The sequence below is a fragment of the Proteus genomosp. 6 genome, assembly GCF_040139785.1.
Taxonomy (GTDB): domain Bacteria; phylum Pseudomonadota; class Gammaproteobacteria; order Enterobacterales; family Enterobacteriaceae; genus Proteus.
In genome coordinates, this window is record NZ_JBEEVJ010000015.1 from 12,847 (window position 1) to 30,161 (window position 17,315).

Below are 17,315 nucleotides of genomic sequence, written 5' to 3' on the forward strand. Positions count from 1 at the left end.
AAGCAACGATTCAAGAGTGTTTGTGATTCTAAGGTTTCACCTTATTACAGAAAACGCGACTTAAAGGGATTCTGTCGTGAATGTGGAGTCATTACTGCTGACATGATGATTCTAAGCATGGCAGAGGGTAATGCTCACGTTGATTTTGATGGTAAACGCCATGGATGGTCACCTGAATTTTCAAAGTTCTTTGACGAGAATCGAGAAAAATATATTACCGAAGCTCGTTTGTTTCTCAACGAAGAAGCCACTAATGGCGAAATAGACGACTTAATCGAAGAAGAAATATCTGATTGGAATTAGGACTCAGTGCAAGGATGCAAACAGGAGATAGATATGACTATTGAACAGTTACAAGAAGAAAACGCAAATTTGAAACAGGCGATTATTGATATTTTCACAAATTGCAGTGAGTGCGAAAGTGATAACGAAGAAAATTATTACATTGTTGATCAATCCATTGTTAATGACGCATTTGATTTAACGAAAGATTAATTTAACTCGCAGGGATGCAATGAAGAGGAGTGAATATGAACAGTTTTACACATTATGGGCAATTTATGAAATTCACACTGCCAGAACCAGACCCTAAGGATGTTTGTAACCTTTGTGGAGAGAATGTCGGAAAAGATAATTTAATCCAAGGTCATACGGCAAATATTTGTTTTGAGTGTTCTGATTTAGTGAAAGAAATGGCAGATGAAAAGCGCAAGGAAATAGCAGAAAAAGAAATTGAGCAAATGGCAATTGATTTATCAACTGGTGACTTAGGTTTAGTTGATATGGGAATGGGAACAGCCAGAGCACATGCCGAGCGTTTATATAAAGCTGGATATAGAAAGGTGGAATGATGGATACATCAAGACAGCAATTTGAAGAGTGGCGCAGTAAGAATAAATCATCAACGATAAATCTATTCGATGTATGGCAAGCATCACGCGACTCACTCTTATTAACTCTACCAGAAAGAGAGAAAAATGTAGGTAATTATGATTATTTCACTGATGGATATAACAGTGGAATATCAGCGTGTGAAATAGCATTATTGGATAACGGAGTGAAAATAAAAAATGAATAATAAATACAAAGCAGAACTAATTAACGGCAAACCAGTTATTTTATTAAATGGAAATATGATTGAAAAAGGATTTATTTCAATTGTAGACGCACAAGAAAAGGCTGATAAATTAAATAATGGAAATAAAAAATGAATAATGAGATATTTAAGATAGCAAAATATTTAAAAAACAAAATAAACGCTGGTGAGGGGGTTGATGAATATAACTGGCAAGAAATAATTGATGTATGCGATGAGCTATTGCGCATTAATAGCTTACAGCCTGTTGGTTATATAATGGAATGCAGTTTTGATAATATCAAGGAATATGGATATACCCATCTTAATGAAGAAAGAAGTGAAAAAATAAATATACCACTCTATAAATTAGATTAAATAACCATGCAAATAATCGGATATGTATTACTCATGCTAATACAGGGTTCTGCTATACCTGCAACGGAAGATATATACACGCAATCGGAATGCAATAAACGTGCTGAATATTTAATGTCAGTGAGGGATTTAACTATTATTTGTGGTGAGGTGATGAGAGTTGAATAAACGAAAGCAATTACTTAATCGTATTAATTGGGATGCTCAAGATGTTGGAATGATAAGACTTAGAAATGAAGATATAGGAAATAAACTTCAAGTTCTATGCACTGCATTATGGAAAGAGCTATTAAATACTGATAATCCAAATACTGACTTAATAAATCAATTAAATACATTCCACAACGAAGTTGAATTATCAGCCAAGCAAACGGGATTATATAATGAATAAATACACCGAACTATCTGACTTCGAGATTAATTTAAAAGTAGCTCACATTATGCTGGGTAAGGATAACTATGATTGGTGCCCAGATAAAAAAGAAGTTTACCTTGCAGGTATTGATGGTGGTGATTTCTTACCTCATGGGTATTTCGACCCATGCGGTAGCCCGTCTGACGCAATGCCGATTATTATTGAGAATGAAATATCGATGATTAAAAGCTCAAGTGGCTGGATGTGCTGCCATGGTTCAGTTGGTCAGGTTGAGCATGAAAGCTTATACCGTGGCGCTATGGAATTATTCTTAATGATGAAGGATGCGGAGAATGAGAATAACAATAACGGTTAAAAATAAAGATGACAACGAGTTAATTCGATTCACTGGCAATTGTCTATCTGATTTTTTAATGCGAGATGAAAACGAATATGCATATATGGTTGGAAATATGCAGGCGTGGATAGTTAGAAAGAAAAACGGGAATATATCAGTAAAAGGTTATCGGAAATAATTAAATAGCATAGGTGAATTATGAGATTAATAATTCGCGGTGAAGTCACGCCCACAGAAAGGATTGCTATTAATGAGGCACTGGAAGCCCATAAAAAGAAATACAATAGAACAGGAATAATCGTTAGTCACAAAATAAAGATAGGAAAGAATATCTACCCTGTGGAAATAGAAAACTGTCGTAAATCATATATGGTCACATTGCGTAATAAAAGGCAAAGACTATGAATGCACAGGCAATGGAAAACGCACGAAGGCAAATAGCAAAGGAATGCTTAATCGAACTCAGAAGTCACGGAATACCCAACGACAAACTAACTACTCAGATCCTCGATAAATACACACCAAAGTTTAAACCTCTAAATCACACAAAGTACAACACCAAAGATGTTATGTGCCAATACATCAGAAATCTGCAAAAGGAAGAGAAAGATGGATAACTTAACTCAGTTGATGCCTAATAAATGGGTGACAGAACCAGTTTTAGTTGCTATCACAGGAATGAAGCCGGGAACAATAAAGCGAGCTAGGGAAAGCTCATGGGCAATTGGCAGAGAATATATTCACGTATCGCCAGAAGGAGAACCAAAGCCAAACTCAGAATGCATGTACAATCATCAGGCCATCAACACATGGATTGAGAGACAAATAAAGAAGCAACCGAGGTGATGTAATGATTAAATATCCGACTGGGGTTGAGCTGCACAATGGCTCCCTCAGAATAAATTTCGTTTATAAAGGAAAGAGGATCAGGAAATGGCTGGCCATGCCAGATACAGCAAAGAATAGAAAAATTGCTGGTGAATATAGGGCTTCTATTGTTTACAAGATAAAAATGGGAACATTTGTTTTTGATGATGAGTTTCCAGATGACAAGAGAAGTTCTTCATATTCAAAAGATATTAACTTCATAGAGCTTGTTGATTTGTATATGGAGCTGAAGAAAACAGAGATAGCAACAAGTACACTGCGTCGCTATGACTCTATTTCTCGCTCACTAATGCAATTTGTTAGTTGTAAGAAAAGTATTTCAACATATACCCCTGCTGATTTGCTAAGAATTAGAAATAAGCTACTTACAGATCATCAGTTACCTAACAAATATAGACCAACACGAGATGATGGTAGAAGCGTTGCTACTGTAAATAACTATATGCGCATGCTTTTATCATTATTTAGATTTGCTTATAGAAACAAATATATTAACGATGATATTACTGTTAACTGTGGCTATCTGAAAAAAGAAAAGCCTATTCCTGACCCTCTGACTGAAGATGAATTCAAGAGGCTGTTGCTAGCATGTCAGAATAATCAATCTAGAAACATGCTCATTCTATCTGTATATACAGGACTAAGGCCGGGTGAGCTAACAGGATTAGCATGGGAGGATATAGATCTAGTTAAAAAGACAATAATGGTCAGAAGGAATGTTTGTGGCCCTTCCGATTTTTCATACCCGAAAACAGGTGCGAGCACTGATAGGATAATTAGCTTATTAGAGCCAGCCTTTAACTGCTTAAAGGATCAGTCTCTATATACAAAGATGACAGCGCCAATTGACGTTAAAGTAAAAACTCGTGAGTTTAATAAATATCGAACTGACTCATGCACATTTGTTTTCCAACCATCTATTGTTAGCGTGAATGGTGTTCTTACTAAATTTTACTCACCAGGAGGCTTCTCGCAAATATGGAGATCATTAATTAGAAGATCTGGTGTTAGGCATAGAAAGTCATATCAAACAAGGCATACTTATGCTTGCTGGATGTTATCTGCTGGGGCGAATCCTGCATTCATTGCAACACAGATGGGGCACTCGTCATCAAAAATGGTACACGATGTTTATGGAGCTTGGATGCCTGAGAACGATCAAGACCAAATATCGCTATTAAACCAAAAATTGAATGATTCCGCCCCCTATGTGTCCCCATCGAGTCACAATAAAGATAACATTCGTTTTATATCAAATAGTTAACACTATCACACCTGCATGCTCATAATTTCTTGATAAGCAGCGACTAACTTATTACGCACTTGTACACCCATTTGTAATGAAATACTGGATTTTTGCATATCCACCATCACATCGTTTAATTCAACACCTGGAGTACCTAAGGTAAACGCTTGAACTTTGTTGGTTGCATTCACTCGAGTTTCATTAATTTTACCCACGGCTTGAACAAGCTGAGTTGCAAATCCTGCTTGTACTGGCTGGGGTTTCGCAATATTGGATGCTTGCAAAGTCTGGATTTGCATTTTATCCAGAACACTTTCAATAGCTGGAATTGACATATAAACCTCTGCGTTAATCATCTAATTCAATTACTGAATCAATGTCATAGTAAGGAAGTGAACCAACACGCTTACCGAGTTATACCCTAACACAGGGGCTTCATTCCAAAGCGAGTAATTAACGCAAAAGTTAAGGGCTAATTACGCCATTAAATGAAACGCAAAAGGCCAATAATGAGACACCTGAGAGTAGGTTTATTTATTTGCGTAAGGGGAGTCTGTTTTGTTACGCCACGCTTTTAGTATTCATCCCGAACTACAAGGCAAGGATTGTCTATGAATGCCGAAAAAACCGACGTTGTGAACCAGAATAAGGGTTTTAACGCCATTATTAACCGGATAAAAGCCGATCCGAAAATTCCGCTCATTATTGCGGGTTCGGCGGCTATTGCCATTTTTGTTGCTGCATTTTTATGGTTACAAAGCCCTGATTATAAGGTGCTTTATAGTAATCTTAGCGATAAAGACGGTGGCGAAATTGTCACACAGTTAACACAGATGAATGTACCTTATCGCTTGTCACAAAATGGCGCAGCGATTATGGTGCCTGACAATCAGGTTCATGAATTACGCCTGAAACTCGCGCAAGCGGGGCTTCCAAAAGGCGGTGCTGCCGGTTTTGAACTGTTAGATAAAGAAAAGTTCGGGATCAGCCAATTTAGTGAACAGATTAACTATCAACGTGCACTTGAAGGTGAGCTTGCTCGCACTATCGAGACATTAGGTCCTGTACAAAATGCCCGAGTTCATTTAGCACTACCAAAACCATCTCTTTTTGTTCGTGAACAGAAATCCCCTTCTGCATCCGTTACGGTGGGTCTTTTACAGGGTAGAGCGCTGGATGAAGGTCAAATTAATGCCATCGTGCATATCGTTGCGAGCAGTGTTGCAGGTATGCCTGATAGCAGTGTGACCATCGTCGACCAAAGCGGCAAATTATTGACACAACCTGATGCATTAGGTCGTGATCTTAATTCTATCCAACTGAAATATGTTCAAGAGCTAGAAAGCCGTTATCAGCAACGTATTGAAACGTTATTAGGCCCAATTGTGGGTCGTGGAAACGTTCATGCACAGGTGACTGCTCAAGTTGATTTCTCTCATACAGAAGAGACTGCTGAAGAGTACAAACCAAACCAGCCACCAAATCAAGCCGCAGTGCGTTCAAAACAATTGAGCCAAAGTGAGCAGAATGGTGGCATGTTAGCTGGCGGCGTTCCTGGTGCATTATCTAATCAACCTGTTGCTCCACCACAAGCACCTATTGAAGCGCCAAAAGCGCAAGAAGGTGAGAAAGCAGATGACGCCAATGCAACGGGTACAAATCGCACATTAACGCGTAATCCAAACAGTAATAGCCGTTTAGATGAAACAACCAACTATGAAGTTGATCGCCGAATTCGCCATATCAAGCGTCCAGTAGGTAATGTCGAGCGTCTTTCTGTCGCTGTTATTGTGAACTACAAAACAGTTGAAGATAAGAAAGAAGCCGCTGAAGGCGAAGAGCCTGTTGTTGAAACTAAACTTGTTCCGCTAACTGATGAGCAAATTCAGCAAATTGAAGGACTTGTTCGTGAAGCGATGGGCTATTCCCAAGAGCGTGGTGACTCTTTAAGTGTCGTGAACTCCCAGTTTAACGATATTGAAGAGAAAGTGATCACCGTTCCTGTATGGGAAAACCCAGATATTCTTGCGAAAGCATTAGATTTAGGTCGCTGGTTATTACTTGTCATCATCGCATGGATCTTATGGCGCAAACTGGTGAAACCACAGCTTGAAAAACGCCGTGAAGCTGAAATTGCTGCACAGAAAGCCGTGCTGAAAACCAAGCTACAAGTTAAAGATGATGTTGATGAAGCAGAATTAGATGACGAAGCAAGACGTAAACAAGCACGTAAACGTGTGAGTGCCGAATTGCAGAGCCAACGTATCCGTGAAATGGCAGAGAAAGATCCTCGTGTCGTCGCAATGGTAATTCGTCAATGGATGAGTAAAGAGCAATGAGTAATAACTTAACTGGAACCGAAAAAAGCGCCGTTATGTTACTAACTCTCGGTGAAGACCGAGCGGCGGAAGTATTTAAACATCTAAGTACACGAGAAGTTCAGCAACTCAGTATTGCAATGTCATCAATGCGCCATATCTCAAATCAGCAATTAATTGATGTTATGGCAAGCTTTGAAGAAGATGCGGTTCAATATGCCGCATTGAACGTGAATGCAAATGACTACTTGCGCTCTGTTCTTGTTAAAGCCTTGGGTGAAGAACGCGCTAATAACCTGTTAGATGAGATCTCTGAAACACGAGAAACTTCAACAGGGATTGAAACGCTTAACTTTATGGAACCACAAATGGCTGCCGATATTATCCGCGACGAACATCCGCAGATTATCGCAACCATCTTGGTTCACCTTAAACGAGGTCAAGCGGCAGATATTCTGGCACTGTTCGATGAGAAACTGCGTAATGACGTAATGCTTCGTATCGCGACATTTGGGGGTGTTCAGCCGTCAGCATTAGCAGAGTTAACTGAAGTACTGAATAACCTGCTTGATGGTCAAAACCTCAAACGCAGTAAAATGGGTGGTGTTCGTACTGCTGCTGAAATCATCAACTTGATGAAGAGCCAGCAAGAAGAGAATGTCATTACTGCAGTTCGCGATTACGACGGTGAATTGGCACAAAAAATTATCGACGAAATGTTCCTGTTCGAAAACCTTATCGATATCGACAACCGTTCAATTCAGCGCATTCTACAGGAAGTGGAATCCGACTCCTTGGTTGTGGCATTGAAAGGGTGCGATCAAGAGCTGCGCGATCACTTCCTTGCCAATATGTCGCAACGTGCTGCTGAGATCATGCGTGATGACTTGAGTTCTCGCGGCCCTGTTCGTATGTCTCAAGTGGAAGCAGAGCAGAAAGCAATTCTGCTTGTGGTACGCAAATTAGCAGAGACTGGTGAGGTTGTTCTTCATGGAGGAGACGATACCTATGTCTGATAAACATACTGATACTAACTGGAAGCCTTGGGTTCCCAAAGAACTCACTGATTGGGCATTAAATGTCGAGGACACGACAGAAGACGAAAAGGAAGTCGAAAAACAGGAAAAAGAAGTCGTTCAGCAACAGAAAGTCCTTGAGCAAATTAATATGCTTGATGACATGAAAGAAAAGGCTCAAAAATTGGGCCACGCTGAAGGCTTTGAGGCAGGGAAAAACCAGGGTTATCAGGAAGGCTATCAGGCTGGATTACAATCAGGTATTGAAGAAGGTATTCGCCAAGGCATTGCTCAACAATCGCCATTAATTAATGAATGGCAAGGATTGTTGGCTGAATTTAGGCACTCTTTAAATGGGTTAGACAGTGTTATTGCTTCACGTTTAATGCAAATCGCCCTCACAGCGGCAAAAGAAGTTCTGGGTCAGCCTGCTGTTTGTGATGGGTCTGCATTACTGGCGCAAATAACCTTAATGTTGCAACAAGAACAAATGTTCTCAAACAACCCACAGTTAAGAGTTAACCCAAAACATATTCCACAAATTGAAAAAGAGCTGGGTGATTCACTTTCTGCTCATGGTTGGAAAGTAGTTGCCGATAACAGTATTCATGTTGGTGGATGCCGTGTTGTGACAAATGATGGCGATCTTGATGCCACGATTGCAACTCGTTGGCATGAGCTTTGTCGTCTTGCTGCTCCGGAGGCGTTGTAATGACAGCAAGATTGGGGCGTTGGTTAGAAAAACTCAGTGATGCAGAAGCACGTTTAAATAAAATTCCGCGTGTACGTCAATATGGTCGTTTAACCAGAGCAACAGGTTTAGTCATGGAAGCTAAGGGGCTTGTTATGCCCCTTGGCTCTACGTGTTTAATAGAACGTACCATTGGTAAAACTGTTGAAGAAGTTGAAAGTGAAGTCGTTGGGTTCAATGGTAGCCAAATGTTGTTAATGCCTTTACAGGAAGTCGAGGGATTAACACCGGGTGCTCGTGTTTATGCACAGGCCACTCCGAGTGGTGAAAATGAAGGTCGCCAATTGCCTCTTGGCGATGCGCTGTTAGGGCGTGTTTTAGATGGCTCTGGTTATCCTTTAGATGGTTTACCACCACCCGATACAGGTTATCGTGCGCCACTGATCACTCCACCTATCAATCCACTACAACGTACCCCTATTACTGATGTACTGGATGTAGGCGTGCGTGCAATCAACTCACTGTTAACCGTGGGTCGTGGTCAGCGTATGGGGCTTTTTGCAGGTTCTGGTGTAGGTAAAAGTGTGCTATTAGGCATGATGGCGCGTTTTACCCAAGCTGATGTCATTGTTGTTGGATTAATTGGTGAACGTGGACGTGAAGTTAAAGACTTTATCGAAAATATTCTCGGTACTGAAGGTTTAGCACGCTCAGTGGTTGTAGCAGCGCCTGCTGACGTATCACCACTTCTTCGTATGCAAGGTGCTTCTTATGCAACGCGTATTGCAGAAGATTTTCGTGATCGCGGAAAACATGTCTTACTGATTATGGACTCACTCACACGTTACAGTATGGCGCAACGTGAAATCGCTCTTGCTGTAGGCGAACCGCCTGCAACCAAAGGGTATCCGCCTTCTGTCTTCGCTAAATTACCTGCACTCGTCGAACGTGCGGGAAACGGCGTTGATGGTGGTGGTTCTATCACGGCGTTCTATACTGTTTTAACTGAAGGTGATGATCAGCAAGATCCAATTGCAGACTCTGCTCGTGCGATTTTAGATGGTCACATTGTGCTTTCGCGTTCTCTGGCAGAATCTGGGCACTACCCTGCTATCGATATCGAAGCCTCTATTAGCCGTGCAATGACATCACTGATTGATAAAACACATTATCGTCGCGTACAAGTATTTAAACAGCTTTTGTCTAGCTATCAACGTAACCGCGATTTAATTAACGTAGGTGCTTATGCTGCGGGTAGTGATCCTATGCTTGATAAAGCCATTGCACTTTATCCGTCCCTCGCGAAGTTCTTACAGCAAGATATCCAAGAGCAATGCAGTTATCAAAGTGCATGTGAGCAACTTAATCAACTGATCACAGTAAACTAATTCTGAACATAATCAGAGAAAGTAAAGAGGGTTCCAATGCGGGAGCAGTCACCTTTAGTGACACTGAGAGAACTGGCACAGACAGCGGCTGAGCAAGCCGCTATTCAACTGGCTCAGGTCCGGCAGAGTCATCAACAAATGGAACAGCAACTCAATATGTTGATTGGGTATCAGGATGAATACCGTGTACGTCTAAATGAAACGTTGAATTTGGGGGGGATGTCGTCAGCATCGTGGCAAAACTACCAACAATTTCTCAAAACGCTCGAATTGACTATCGAACAACATAAACAACAACTTCAACATTGGCAGGCGCAGCTCGATCTTGCAACTGAACAATGGAGAGAAAAACAGCAACGACTCAATGCATTTGAGACTTTGGAGCAACGTGCTGAAGATAGCCGTAAGCGACATCTTGATCGTATTGAACAGAAACAAATGGACGAGTACGCACAGCGTAGTACTTTACGGAGAACAACTTGATGGAGATAACGCTTCTGACCATGGATGTCGCTGCAACCTCTTCGGGAACGACATCCGCTTCAAATAGTCAGCCCGGTGATAATGCCCCGACATTTGCTCAGCTTTTGGGCTCTCAACCCCAAAATACACAGAGTGATAAAAAGACAGCCAATATCACAAACCATTCAACGAAAGAAAACAAAGCACATTCACACTCTGATGAAGACAAAACAAAAGAAGACGGTAGTCATCTTGCGTCTGTCACCACAGAACCCAATGTGATAGAAGAGCCATCTTTTGAGAAATCTCAATTGACTCTGACTTTGCCAGATAATGAACAATTTGCGGCTATTGTTGAAAATAAAACCCCTTCTTTATTAATGTCAGCAGAAGAACTTGCTGCTGAACTTCCCGTTCAGTTAGCAGGACTACCTGGATTAAAACGGCTTAGCCTTCCCTCAGAGCAACTGACTCAAGCATTACAACAGCCTCAATCAGTTAAACGTGGTGAAGATTTAGCCTCGTTAGCACGCACTATTTCAAAAGATGGTGATATGTCGGACTTCAACCTTACCGACAAGCTTAATCTATCAAAATCAGATGAAAAGTCCTTGTTAACCCAGCTACGCCCAGAGACGGCGACATTAGCAACAGAAAGTACGCTTGTCTCTGCTAATCAAACAGAAAAGCCTTCTGCGAAAAAAGTAGATAGCATCGCGACACTTTTAACGCCAACAGCAGAAAAAGTGAATGCATTGCTAAACGGCGATAAGCAAGTTGCAAATGCAAAATTAGCGGACAATGTTGCTCAGCAAATGGTGACAGGTAATCGTGTTGTAGAAAGCGATCTTCACAACACCCTTTCTACCTCTTCTTCTTTGGCTTCGCAAAGCATTACGGGTCATGCTCACTCTTCAACACAACCACAAATGCAATTTTCACCGATGGCAACACAGGTATTAAATGCACAAGTGGGAACACAAGAGTGGCAACAGCAACTAAATCAACAAATTGTGATGTTTAGCCGTAATGGCTTACAAAAGGCAGAGCTACGTTTACACCCTGAAGAGCTAGGTTCATTGCATATCCGCATGAAAATAGAAGATGGGCAAGCGCAGTTGCACCTTGCTTCACAAAACGGACAAGTTCGTTCTGTATTAGAAAATGCCATGCATCAATTGCGTCAAGCTCTCTCTGAAAATGGGATCCAGCTCACGCAGAGTCAGGTGTCTAGCGACACTCATGACAGTTGGCAACAACAAAATATGTCAGATTCCTCTCAATTTAGTGGAGATGGTGCCGATAATCATCAAGGAAGCGAGGGTAATTCTCTGCAATTAGCCTCTGAAACGGCACTACAAAAGATAACCCTTACGCCTCAAGAATTAGCATCTGCTCGTGGTGGTGTTGATATTTTTGCCTAATACAAATGTATTGGGAGGACACCCTATGTCAATAAACGTAAGAGTTAATGGTTTTTTCCCTATCTGTTTCTGCAATTAAAAAACAGAAATAGCGGGATAATTAAGGTTGATTTAGATGGATATGGAAGTCCACAACAGTGAACACGTATCCACTACAAAACAGGAATTTAACTGTCCATGTCTAATTACAGCAATGAACGTAAAAGCTATAGCTTAATTCTGATCATCGTATTATTGGTGATCGCCATTATTGCAGCGGCATTCGGTGGATATAGTTGGTGGGCATTGAAGCATGCTAAATCAGGTTCAGCGGGCACAAATCAGGAAAAAGTTATACCAGCACCCGTTTTTATGTCATTAGAACCCTTTACGGTAAATTTAATTGATGACGAAGAACACTTAGACAGAGTGCTCTACATAGGGATCACATTAAGATTACATAATGAAGAAACTCGTAAACGTCTACATGATTATTTACCTGAGGTTCGTAGCCGCTTGTCATTACTGCTTTCTCGTCAACAGGCTAATAAGCTTGCGACAGACAATGGAAAACTCCAGCTAATGACGGATGTAAAAGAAACGCTGAGACCGACTCTCGTACCGGGAGAATCTGAACAGATCCTCTCCGATGTACTGTTTACCACGTTTATTCTGCGATAATCATTATGAGCGATAATATCCTTTCACAGGCAGAGATTGATGCTCTGCTGAATGATGACACATCAGGTGACGACGCCAAAAAAAGCGCGAACAGGGAACCTGCGATAGCGAAGGATCCGAATGAACCGGATATTCAGCCTTATGACCCCAACACGCAACGTCGTGTGGTTCGAGAACGTTTACAGTCGTTAGAAATTATTAACGAACGCTTTGCACGTCAATTCCGTATGGGGCTGTTTAACATGCTCCGTCGGAGTCCTGACATTACTGTTGGTGGCGTTAAAATTCACCCTTATCACGACTTTGCTCGTAACTTACCTGTGCCAACAAACCTTAACTTGGTGCATTTAAAGCCTTTACGAGGAACAGCATTATTTACCTTTGAACCCAATCTGGTTTATATCGCGGTAGATAACCTGTTCGGTGGTGATGGCCGTTTTCCAATCCCTGTGGAAGGACGTGAATTTACCAACACAGAGCAGCGGATCATCAACAAAATGTTGAAACTGGCACTTGATGCCTACCGTGATGCTTGGGATTCCATATTCAAAATTCAGGTGGAATATGTTCGTTCTGAAATGCAGGTGAAATTTACCAATATCACCTCATCACCGAATGACATTGTTGTTACAACACCTTTTCAGGTGGAAATTGGTTCAATGGTTGGGGAATTTAGTATTTGTATTCCATTTGCCATGATTGAACCATTACGTGAACGACTGATTAATCCACCAATTGAAAATGTTCGTCAAGAAGATGGGGTTTGGTTAGATAGTTTAGTCAACCAAGTTCAGCATTCAGAGCTAGAACTGGTCGCAAACTTTGCTGACATCCCACTGCGTTTATCAAAAGTGCTAACACTTAAAGCTGGGGATGTTATCCCAATTGATAGACCAGAAAGATTGATTGCACATGTTGATGGTGTGCCCGTATTAACAAGCCAATACGGTACAGTAAATGGGCAATATGCCCTTCGTGTTGAACACCTAATTAACCCTGTTTTAAACGCTCTGGATGAGGAACAAACCAATGAGTGATGCAAATCGCCCAACTGATAATTCACAATCGGCTGAGGATATGTGGGCTGATGCAATGGAACAGCAAACTGGGAAAAGCCAGGATAATAGTTCCGATCTATTTGAACATCTTTTACCTGAAGACGATACGCTGAACCATCTATCTGATATCAATTTGATTATGGATATTCCAGTCAAATTAACAGTAGAGTTAGGCCGTACCAAAATGACCATTAAAAAATTACTGAGCCTGTCACAAGGTTCTGTCGTTTCACTGGATGGTTTAGCTGGTGAGCCTCTTGATATTCTTATCAATGGCTATTTAATCGCTCAAGGTGAAGTTGTTGTTGTTTCTGATAAATACGGTATTCGCATTACCGATATCATTACGCCATCAGAACGTATGCGTCGTCTGAGCCGTTAATCTATGGAACAGCTTCCTTCCTTTTCCAGCCAAGGTGCGGTAAATACTACCGCACCCGCTACAACACAAACTGTTCAAACACCTACACAGCCGTTGCCTGTAGGTCAAAGTCTTGCTCAAGTTAGCACGGCACTTGCAGGCATTATCGTTCTTATTATTGTTGCTATGTGGTTATTTCGCCGTTTTGGCTTTACCCGTGGTTCATTTAAAGGAACGACAGCACAACTTAGCGTTAAAGCAAGTTGTTCATTAGGTGCAAAAGAACGTGTGGTGGTGGTTGAAGTAGAACAGGAATGGCTCGTATTAGGTGTAACTGCATCGCAGGTAAATCTGCTGCATAAATTACCCATCCCTGATAAAGCCTCGCAGGAAGCGAACTCATCACCAACATCGCCATTGTTTACTCAAATATTACAAAAAACGCTAAAGCGAGATAAAGGCAACTCATAATGCATCAGTGTGTCACTTTTTTTAACGCATTAAAGCGTTGGCGTCTCTTCGCTAGTGTGCTGGTTTTAATCTTGTTACCTACCAGTGCGTTTGCCCAATTTCCGAGTGTTATTACACAGCCTTTACCGGGTGGTGGTCAAAGTTGGTCATTACCAGTACAAACATTAATCTTCATTACAGCGTTGGGGTTTATTCCTGCTATTTTGCTGATGATGACAAGTTTTACCCGCATTATTATTGTCCTTGGATTACTACGTAATGCTTTAGGTACACCTTCTGCACCACCAAACCAAGTGGTTCTTGGTTTGGCGTTATTTATGACCTTTTTCATTATGGCACCGGTTTTTGATAAAATTTATCAAGATGCCTATATGCCATTTACTGAAGATCAAATTACCTTCGAGCAAGCCTTAGAGAATGGCTCTAAACCTTTGCGTCAGTTTATGATGCAACAAACGCGTGAAACTGACTTAGCTCTGTTTGCTCGTCTTGCCGATGCGCCTGCGTTTGAAACTCGCGAAAGTGTACCAATGCGTATTTTGGTGCCTGCTTATATTACGAGTGAGTTAAAAACCGCCTTCCAAATCGGTTTTATGATTTTTATTCCTTTTCTTATTATCGACTTAGTTGTTGCCAGTGTATTAATGGCGCTAGGTATGATGATGGTGCCACCTGCCACAGTCTCATTGCCATTTAAACTCATGCTTTTTGTTTTAGTAGATGGTTGGCAATTAATACTAGGCTCGCTTGCACAAAGCTTTTTCAATTAGCGCAGAGGTAACCCCATGACACCAGAATCCGTCTTAGCACTAGGTACTGAAGCGATGAAAATCGCTTTATCACTAGCTGGCCCTCTTTTATTGTCCGCTCTAGTGACGGGTCTTGTGATCAGTATGCTTCAAGCTGCAACGCAGATAAACGAAATGACATTGTCGTTTATTCCAAAAATTCTTGCTGTATTAGCTGCTATTTTAGTTGCGGGTCCTTGGATGTTAAGTTTACTTGTCGATTATATGCATAACTTATTTACTGGCATTCCTGGGATGATTGGTTAATAGCAATGATAACCCTGACCAGTGAAATGCTTAACGGCTACATTAGTGATTTTTTCTGGCCATTTGTGCGTATACTCGCCCTTTTTAGCACTGCACCGCTATTTAGTGAAAAGCAGACACCTAAAAAATTTCGCATTGCGCTCGCCTTTTTAATTACTGCATTAGTTGCACCAGGCTTACCGCAAAGTAATGTACCTTTATTCTCGCTTATTGCCTTTTGGGTACTGTTGCAACAAATTCTAATTGGCACAATTTTAGGGTTATCAATGCAGTTGGCGTTCGCTTCTGTTCGTCATGCTGGTGAAGTGATTGGCTTACAGATGGGGCTTTCATTCGCCACCTTCGTCGATCCATCAGGCGGCCCTAATATGCCTATTCTGGCACGTATTTTTAATATGCTAACAATGCTATTATTTATGGTATTTGATGGACATTTATGGCTATTGTCTATATTAGTTGATACGTTCTATGTTGTTCCTATTGGAAATCAGACGTTTAACTCATTAGGTATTCTCACTTTAGTTCAAAGTGGTGGCACAATCTTTATTAACGGTATGATGTTAGCCATGCCATTAATCACTCTACTTTTAGTACTCAACCTTTCATTAGGTATTCTAAACCGAATGACACCACAACTTTCAGTCTTTGTGGTTGGCTTCCCTCTTACGCTGACTATCGGTATGTTAGCATTATCCATGATTATGCCTGCATTACCTGTGTTTACAGAGCGTGTCTTTAGCGATACGTTTAATCGTATTACATTGATATTGCAACAGTTGGTTTCTTGAGATTTCGGATTATTAACTTTTAATTAGTTATTTTTCATCTCACTCATTAAAATTAATCTGTTTTCACTCTAGCCATCAATGGTCATTTATTCCACAATCCTTGTATATCATTATACCTGTCATCATTTTAGCGAAAAACGCCGTAAACCCTCGGTCAATGCGGGCGTTCAAACGATTATGGTTCATGCTCTTACAGAAAATGCAAAACAGTTTTATCTTCATAATGGTTTTAAAGCCTCTTCAATACAAAAAGACACTTTATTTCTAGCATTAAAGAAATGAACTCATCTGTTGTATTCAATAAAAAAAAACCCCTGATAAATAAATACCAGGGGTGATATCAAAATGTCTTAGAACCGAACTAAATAATTAGCGATACATTTTGAACATCGACATATCTTTCATGTCGTTAAAGACTTTATAAGAAGCTTGTAATACAGACTCTTCTTGGTAATAATCTGAAATTGCTTGTGTCCAGTCTAAATCACGCAATTCGCTTAAACGTTTTGCATTTCTTAAAGACGTATCCGCACCTAAATCATCTAAATTATCAAGCTCTTGAAGTTGTAAGCCTAATTTAGCTTCAACACTAGAAATATTATTTAGCGTTGCACGGTTAATACGGTTTGCCGCATCAATTTTATCTAATGCAGCATCACGCTCAGCTTGTGATTTACCTGTTAAAGGGTCACGCAATGCTGTAATCGCATCATCAAGGGCATTAAAAATGTCTGGCTCTGTCCCTTTACTACCTGAAGATTGTAATGTTTCGATCCCTGTAAAGTTAGTGACCATTTCAATATTACTATCTACTTTTTGGGTAATTTGCTTATCACCGCCTTGATAGGTGATTTTGCCTGTTGCATCAGCGACAAAAGGAGGTTTGTCTGATTGGAAGCCTGCAAAAATATAACGCCCCACACCATCTTTTGTATTACCAATACCCACTAGCTGGTCTTTTAAACCAGCTAATTGTTCAGCTAAAGACGAACGGTCTTCATCACTTAATGTTGCATCATTACCTGCTGCAACCAGTGTTTCTTGAATTTTGGTTGTAATATTCACCATTTGGCTTGCTAAGCTCATTTGCAAAGACATACTGTTTTTTGCAAATCCACGAGCTGTCGCATACTGCTGATTACGCGATTCAGATTGTTTAACCATCACCGCTTGAGAAGCCGCCATTGGATCATCTGATGGTTTTTCAACGCGACGACCACTGGAGATTTTATTTCCTTCAGTCATCCATTTGCTTTGCGAACTGGTGATATTGTCCACTCGCTGACTAAAAATTTGATTTGAACTTAAACGCACCGTGTTATT

Annotated in this window: 26 protein-coding genes and 1 pseudogene; 25 read left to right on the plus strand and 2 right to left on the minus strand. The window is 40.7% G+C overall.

Annotated elements, in window-relative coordinates:
- Window positions 1-102 precede the first annotated feature (102 nt).
- The 11 genes from ABN212_RS18915 to ABN212_RS16495 all read left to right on the plus strand — a co-directional run bounded on the left by ABN212_RS18915 (window position 103) and on the right by ABN212_RS16495 (window position 4,318).
- Entirely contained in the window at window positions 103-303 is a 201-nt protein-coding gene (locus tag ABN212_RS18915; RefSeq protein ID WP_432807469.1) for a hypothetical protein, read from the plus strand.
- 33 nt (window positions 304-336) lie between these two features.
- Window positions 337-495, plus strand: a complete 159-nt coding sequence (locus ABN212_RS16450; protein ID WP_349443448.1) for a hook protein — start codon at window positions 337-339, stop codon at window positions 493-495.
- A gap of 35 nt (window positions 496-530) precedes the next feature.
- A complete protein-coding gene (locus ABN212_RS16455) occupies window positions 531-851 on the plus strand; it encodes a hypothetical protein (protein WP_349443450.1) in 321 nt (106 codons plus the stop codon).
- Entirely contained in the window at window positions 851-1,078 is a 228-nt protein-coding gene (locus ABN212_RS16460; protein WP_349443452.1) for a hypothetical protein, read from the plus strand. The genes ABN212_RS16455 and ABN212_RS16460 overlap by 1 nt, the downstream gene beginning before the upstream one ends.
- Window positions 1,071-1,211, plus strand: a complete 141-nt coding sequence (locus ABN212_RS16465; protein WP_290011842.1) for a hypothetical protein — start codon at window positions 1,071-1,073, stop codon at window positions 1,209-1,211. The genes ABN212_RS16460 and ABN212_RS16465 overlap by 8 nt, the downstream gene beginning before the upstream one ends.
- Complete coding sequence (locus ABN212_RS16470; protein WP_290011843.1) at window positions 1,208-1,453, plus strand: hypothetical protein; 246 nt, start codon at window positions 1,208-1,210, stop codon at window positions 1,451-1,453. Before ABN212_RS16465 ends, ABN212_RS16470 begins: the two co-directional genes overlap by 4 nt.
- A gap of 160 nt (window positions 1,454-1,613) precedes the next feature.
- Entirely contained in the window at window positions 1,614-1,844 is a 231-nt protein-coding gene (locus ABN212_RS16475; protein WP_349443454.1) for a hypothetical protein, read from the plus strand.
- Window positions 1,837-2,184, plus strand: a complete 348-nt coding sequence (locus tag ABN212_RS16480) for a phage protein NinX family protein (RefSeq protein WP_349443455.1) — start codon at window positions 1,837-1,839, stop codon at window positions 2,182-2,184. The genes ABN212_RS16475 and ABN212_RS16480 overlap by 8 nt, the downstream gene beginning before the upstream one ends.
- Window positions 2,185-2,364: 180 nt before the next feature.
- The gene (locus ABN212_RS16485; protein ID WP_069367891.1) at window positions 2,365-2,571 is read left to right on the plus strand and encodes a DUF4060 family protein; all 207 of its coding nucleotides are present in this window, start codon (window positions 2,365-2,367) and stop codon (window positions 2,569-2,571) included.
- Window positions 2,572-2,775: 204 nt separating this feature from the next.
- The gene (gene xisR, locus ABN212_RS16490; protein ID WP_098942432.1) at window positions 2,776-3,012 is read left to right on the plus strand and encodes an excisionase family protein; all 237 of its coding nucleotides are present in this window, start codon (window positions 2,776-2,778) and stop codon (window positions 3,010-3,012) included.
- A gap of 4 nt (window positions 3,013-3,016) precedes the next feature.
- Entirely contained in the window at window positions 3,017-4,318 is a 1,302-nt protein-coding gene (locus tag ABN212_RS16495) for an Arm DNA-binding domain-containing protein (protein ID WP_349443456.1), read from the plus strand.
- Between the two features lie 5 nt (window positions 4,319-4,323).
- On the opposite strand, the gene fliE is transcribed toward ABN212_RS16495, so the two are convergent.
- Window positions 4,324-4,635: a flagellar hook-basal body complex protein FliE gene (gene fliE / locus ABN212_RS16500; RefSeq protein WP_004248328.1), complete on the minus strand. Its 312-nt coding sequence runs from the start codon at window positions 4,633-4,635 to the stop codon at window positions 4,324-4,326.
- A 276-nt stretch (window positions 4,636-4,911) separates the two neighbouring features.
- On the opposite strand from fliE, the gene fliF reads away from it, so the two are divergent.
- The 14 genes and pseudogenes from fliF to ABN212_RS16570 all read left to right on the plus strand — a co-directional run.
- Window positions 4,912-6,639, plus strand: a complete 1,728-nt coding sequence (fliF, locus tag ABN212_RS16505) for a flagellar basal-body MS-ring/collar protein FliF (RefSeq protein ID WP_198619836.1) — start codon at window positions 4,912-4,914, stop codon at window positions 6,637-6,639.
- Entirely contained in the window at window positions 6,636-7,634 is a 999-nt protein-coding gene (gene fliG / locus ABN212_RS16510; protein WP_109373784.1) for a flagellar motor switch protein FliG, read from the plus strand. Before fliF ends, fliG begins: the two co-directional genes overlap by 4 nt.
- The gene (fliH, locus tag ABN212_RS16515) at window positions 7,627-8,346 is read left to right on the plus strand and encodes a flagellar assembly protein FliH (RefSeq protein ID WP_109373785.1); all 720 of its coding nucleotides are present in this window, start codon (window positions 7,627-7,629) and stop codon (window positions 8,344-8,346) included. Before fliG ends, fliH begins: the two co-directional genes overlap by 8 nt.
- The gene (fliI, locus tag ABN212_RS16520; RefSeq protein WP_198619835.1) at window positions 8,346-9,713 is read left to right on the plus strand and encodes a flagellar protein export ATPase FliI; all 1,368 of its coding nucleotides are present in this window, start codon (window positions 8,346-8,348) and stop codon (window positions 9,711-9,713) included. Before fliH ends, fliI begins: the two co-directional genes overlap by 1 nt.
- 36 nt (window positions 9,714-9,749) lie before the next feature.
- Window positions 9,750-10,196, plus strand: coding sequence for a flagellar export protein FliJ (gene fliJ, locus ABN212_RS16525; protein WP_006533149.1), 447 nt, complete (start codon window positions 9,750-9,752; stop codon window positions 10,194-10,196).
- The gene (locus ABN212_RS16530) at window positions 10,196-11,599 is read left to right on the plus strand and encodes a flagellar hook-length control protein FliK (RefSeq protein ID WP_349443457.1); all 1,404 of its coding nucleotides are present in this window, start codon (window positions 10,196-10,198) and stop codon (window positions 11,597-11,599) included. The genes fliJ and ABN212_RS16530 overlap by 1 nt, the downstream gene beginning before the upstream one ends.
- A gap of 177 nt (window positions 11,600-11,776) precedes the next feature.
- On the plus strand, window positions 11,777-12,259 hold the full coding sequence (gene fliL, locus ABN212_RS16535) for a flagellar basal body-associated protein FliL (RefSeq protein ID WP_349443458.1): 483 nt from the start codon (window positions 11,777-11,779) through the stop codon (window positions 12,257-12,259).
- Between the two features lie 5 nt (window positions 12,260-12,264).
- Entirely contained in the window at window positions 12,265-13,296 is a 1,032-nt protein-coding gene (fliM, locus tag ABN212_RS16540) for a flagellar motor switch protein FliM (protein ID WP_109373789.1), read from the plus strand.
- Window positions 13,289-13,699, plus strand: coding sequence for a flagellar motor switch protein FliN (gene fliN / locus ABN212_RS16545; RefSeq protein ID WP_006533153.1), 411 nt, complete (start codon window positions 13,289-13,291; stop codon window positions 13,697-13,699). Before fliM ends, fliN begins: the two co-directional genes overlap by 8 nt.
- Before the next feature lie 3 nt (window positions 13,700-13,702).
- Entirely contained in the window at window positions 13,703-14,149 is a 447-nt protein-coding gene (gene fliO, locus ABN212_RS16550; protein ID WP_198632221.1) for a flagellar biosynthetic protein FliO, read from the plus strand.
- Window positions 14,149-14,919, plus strand: coding sequence for a flagellar type III secretion system pore protein FliP (gene fliP / locus ABN212_RS16555; RefSeq protein WP_232797659.1), 771 nt, complete (start codon window positions 14,149-14,151; stop codon window positions 14,917-14,919). Before fliO ends, fliP begins: the two co-directional genes overlap by 1 nt.
- Window positions 14,920-14,934: 15 nt before the next feature.
- Window positions 14,935-15,204, plus strand: a complete 270-nt coding sequence (fliQ, locus tag ABN212_RS16560; protein WP_069367481.1) for a flagellar biosynthesis protein FliQ — start codon at window positions 14,935-14,937, stop codon at window positions 15,202-15,204.
- 5 nt (window positions 15,205-15,209) lie between these two features.
- Window positions 15,210-15,992, plus strand: a complete 783-nt coding sequence (fliR, locus tag ABN212_RS16565; protein ID WP_098942426.1) for a flagellar biosynthetic protein FliR — start codon at window positions 15,210-15,212, stop codon at window positions 15,990-15,992.
- A 156-nt stretch (window positions 15,993-16,148) separates the two neighbouring features.
- Window positions 16,149-16,274 (plus strand): annotated as a pseudogene (locus ABN212_RS16570) (GNAT family N-acetyltransferase); the annotation flags it as partial.
- Window positions 16,275-16,361: 87 nt separating this feature from the next.
- Here the strand turns inward: ABN212_RS16570 and flgL are convergent.
- Window positions 16,362-17,306 (minus strand): flagellar hook-associated protein FlgL, encoded by a 945-nt coding sequence (gene flgL / locus ABN212_RS16575; RefSeq protein ID WP_198619832.1) that lies wholly within the window; start codon window positions 17,304-17,306, stop codon window positions 16,362-16,364.
- Window positions 17,307-17,315 lie beyond the last annotated feature (9 nt).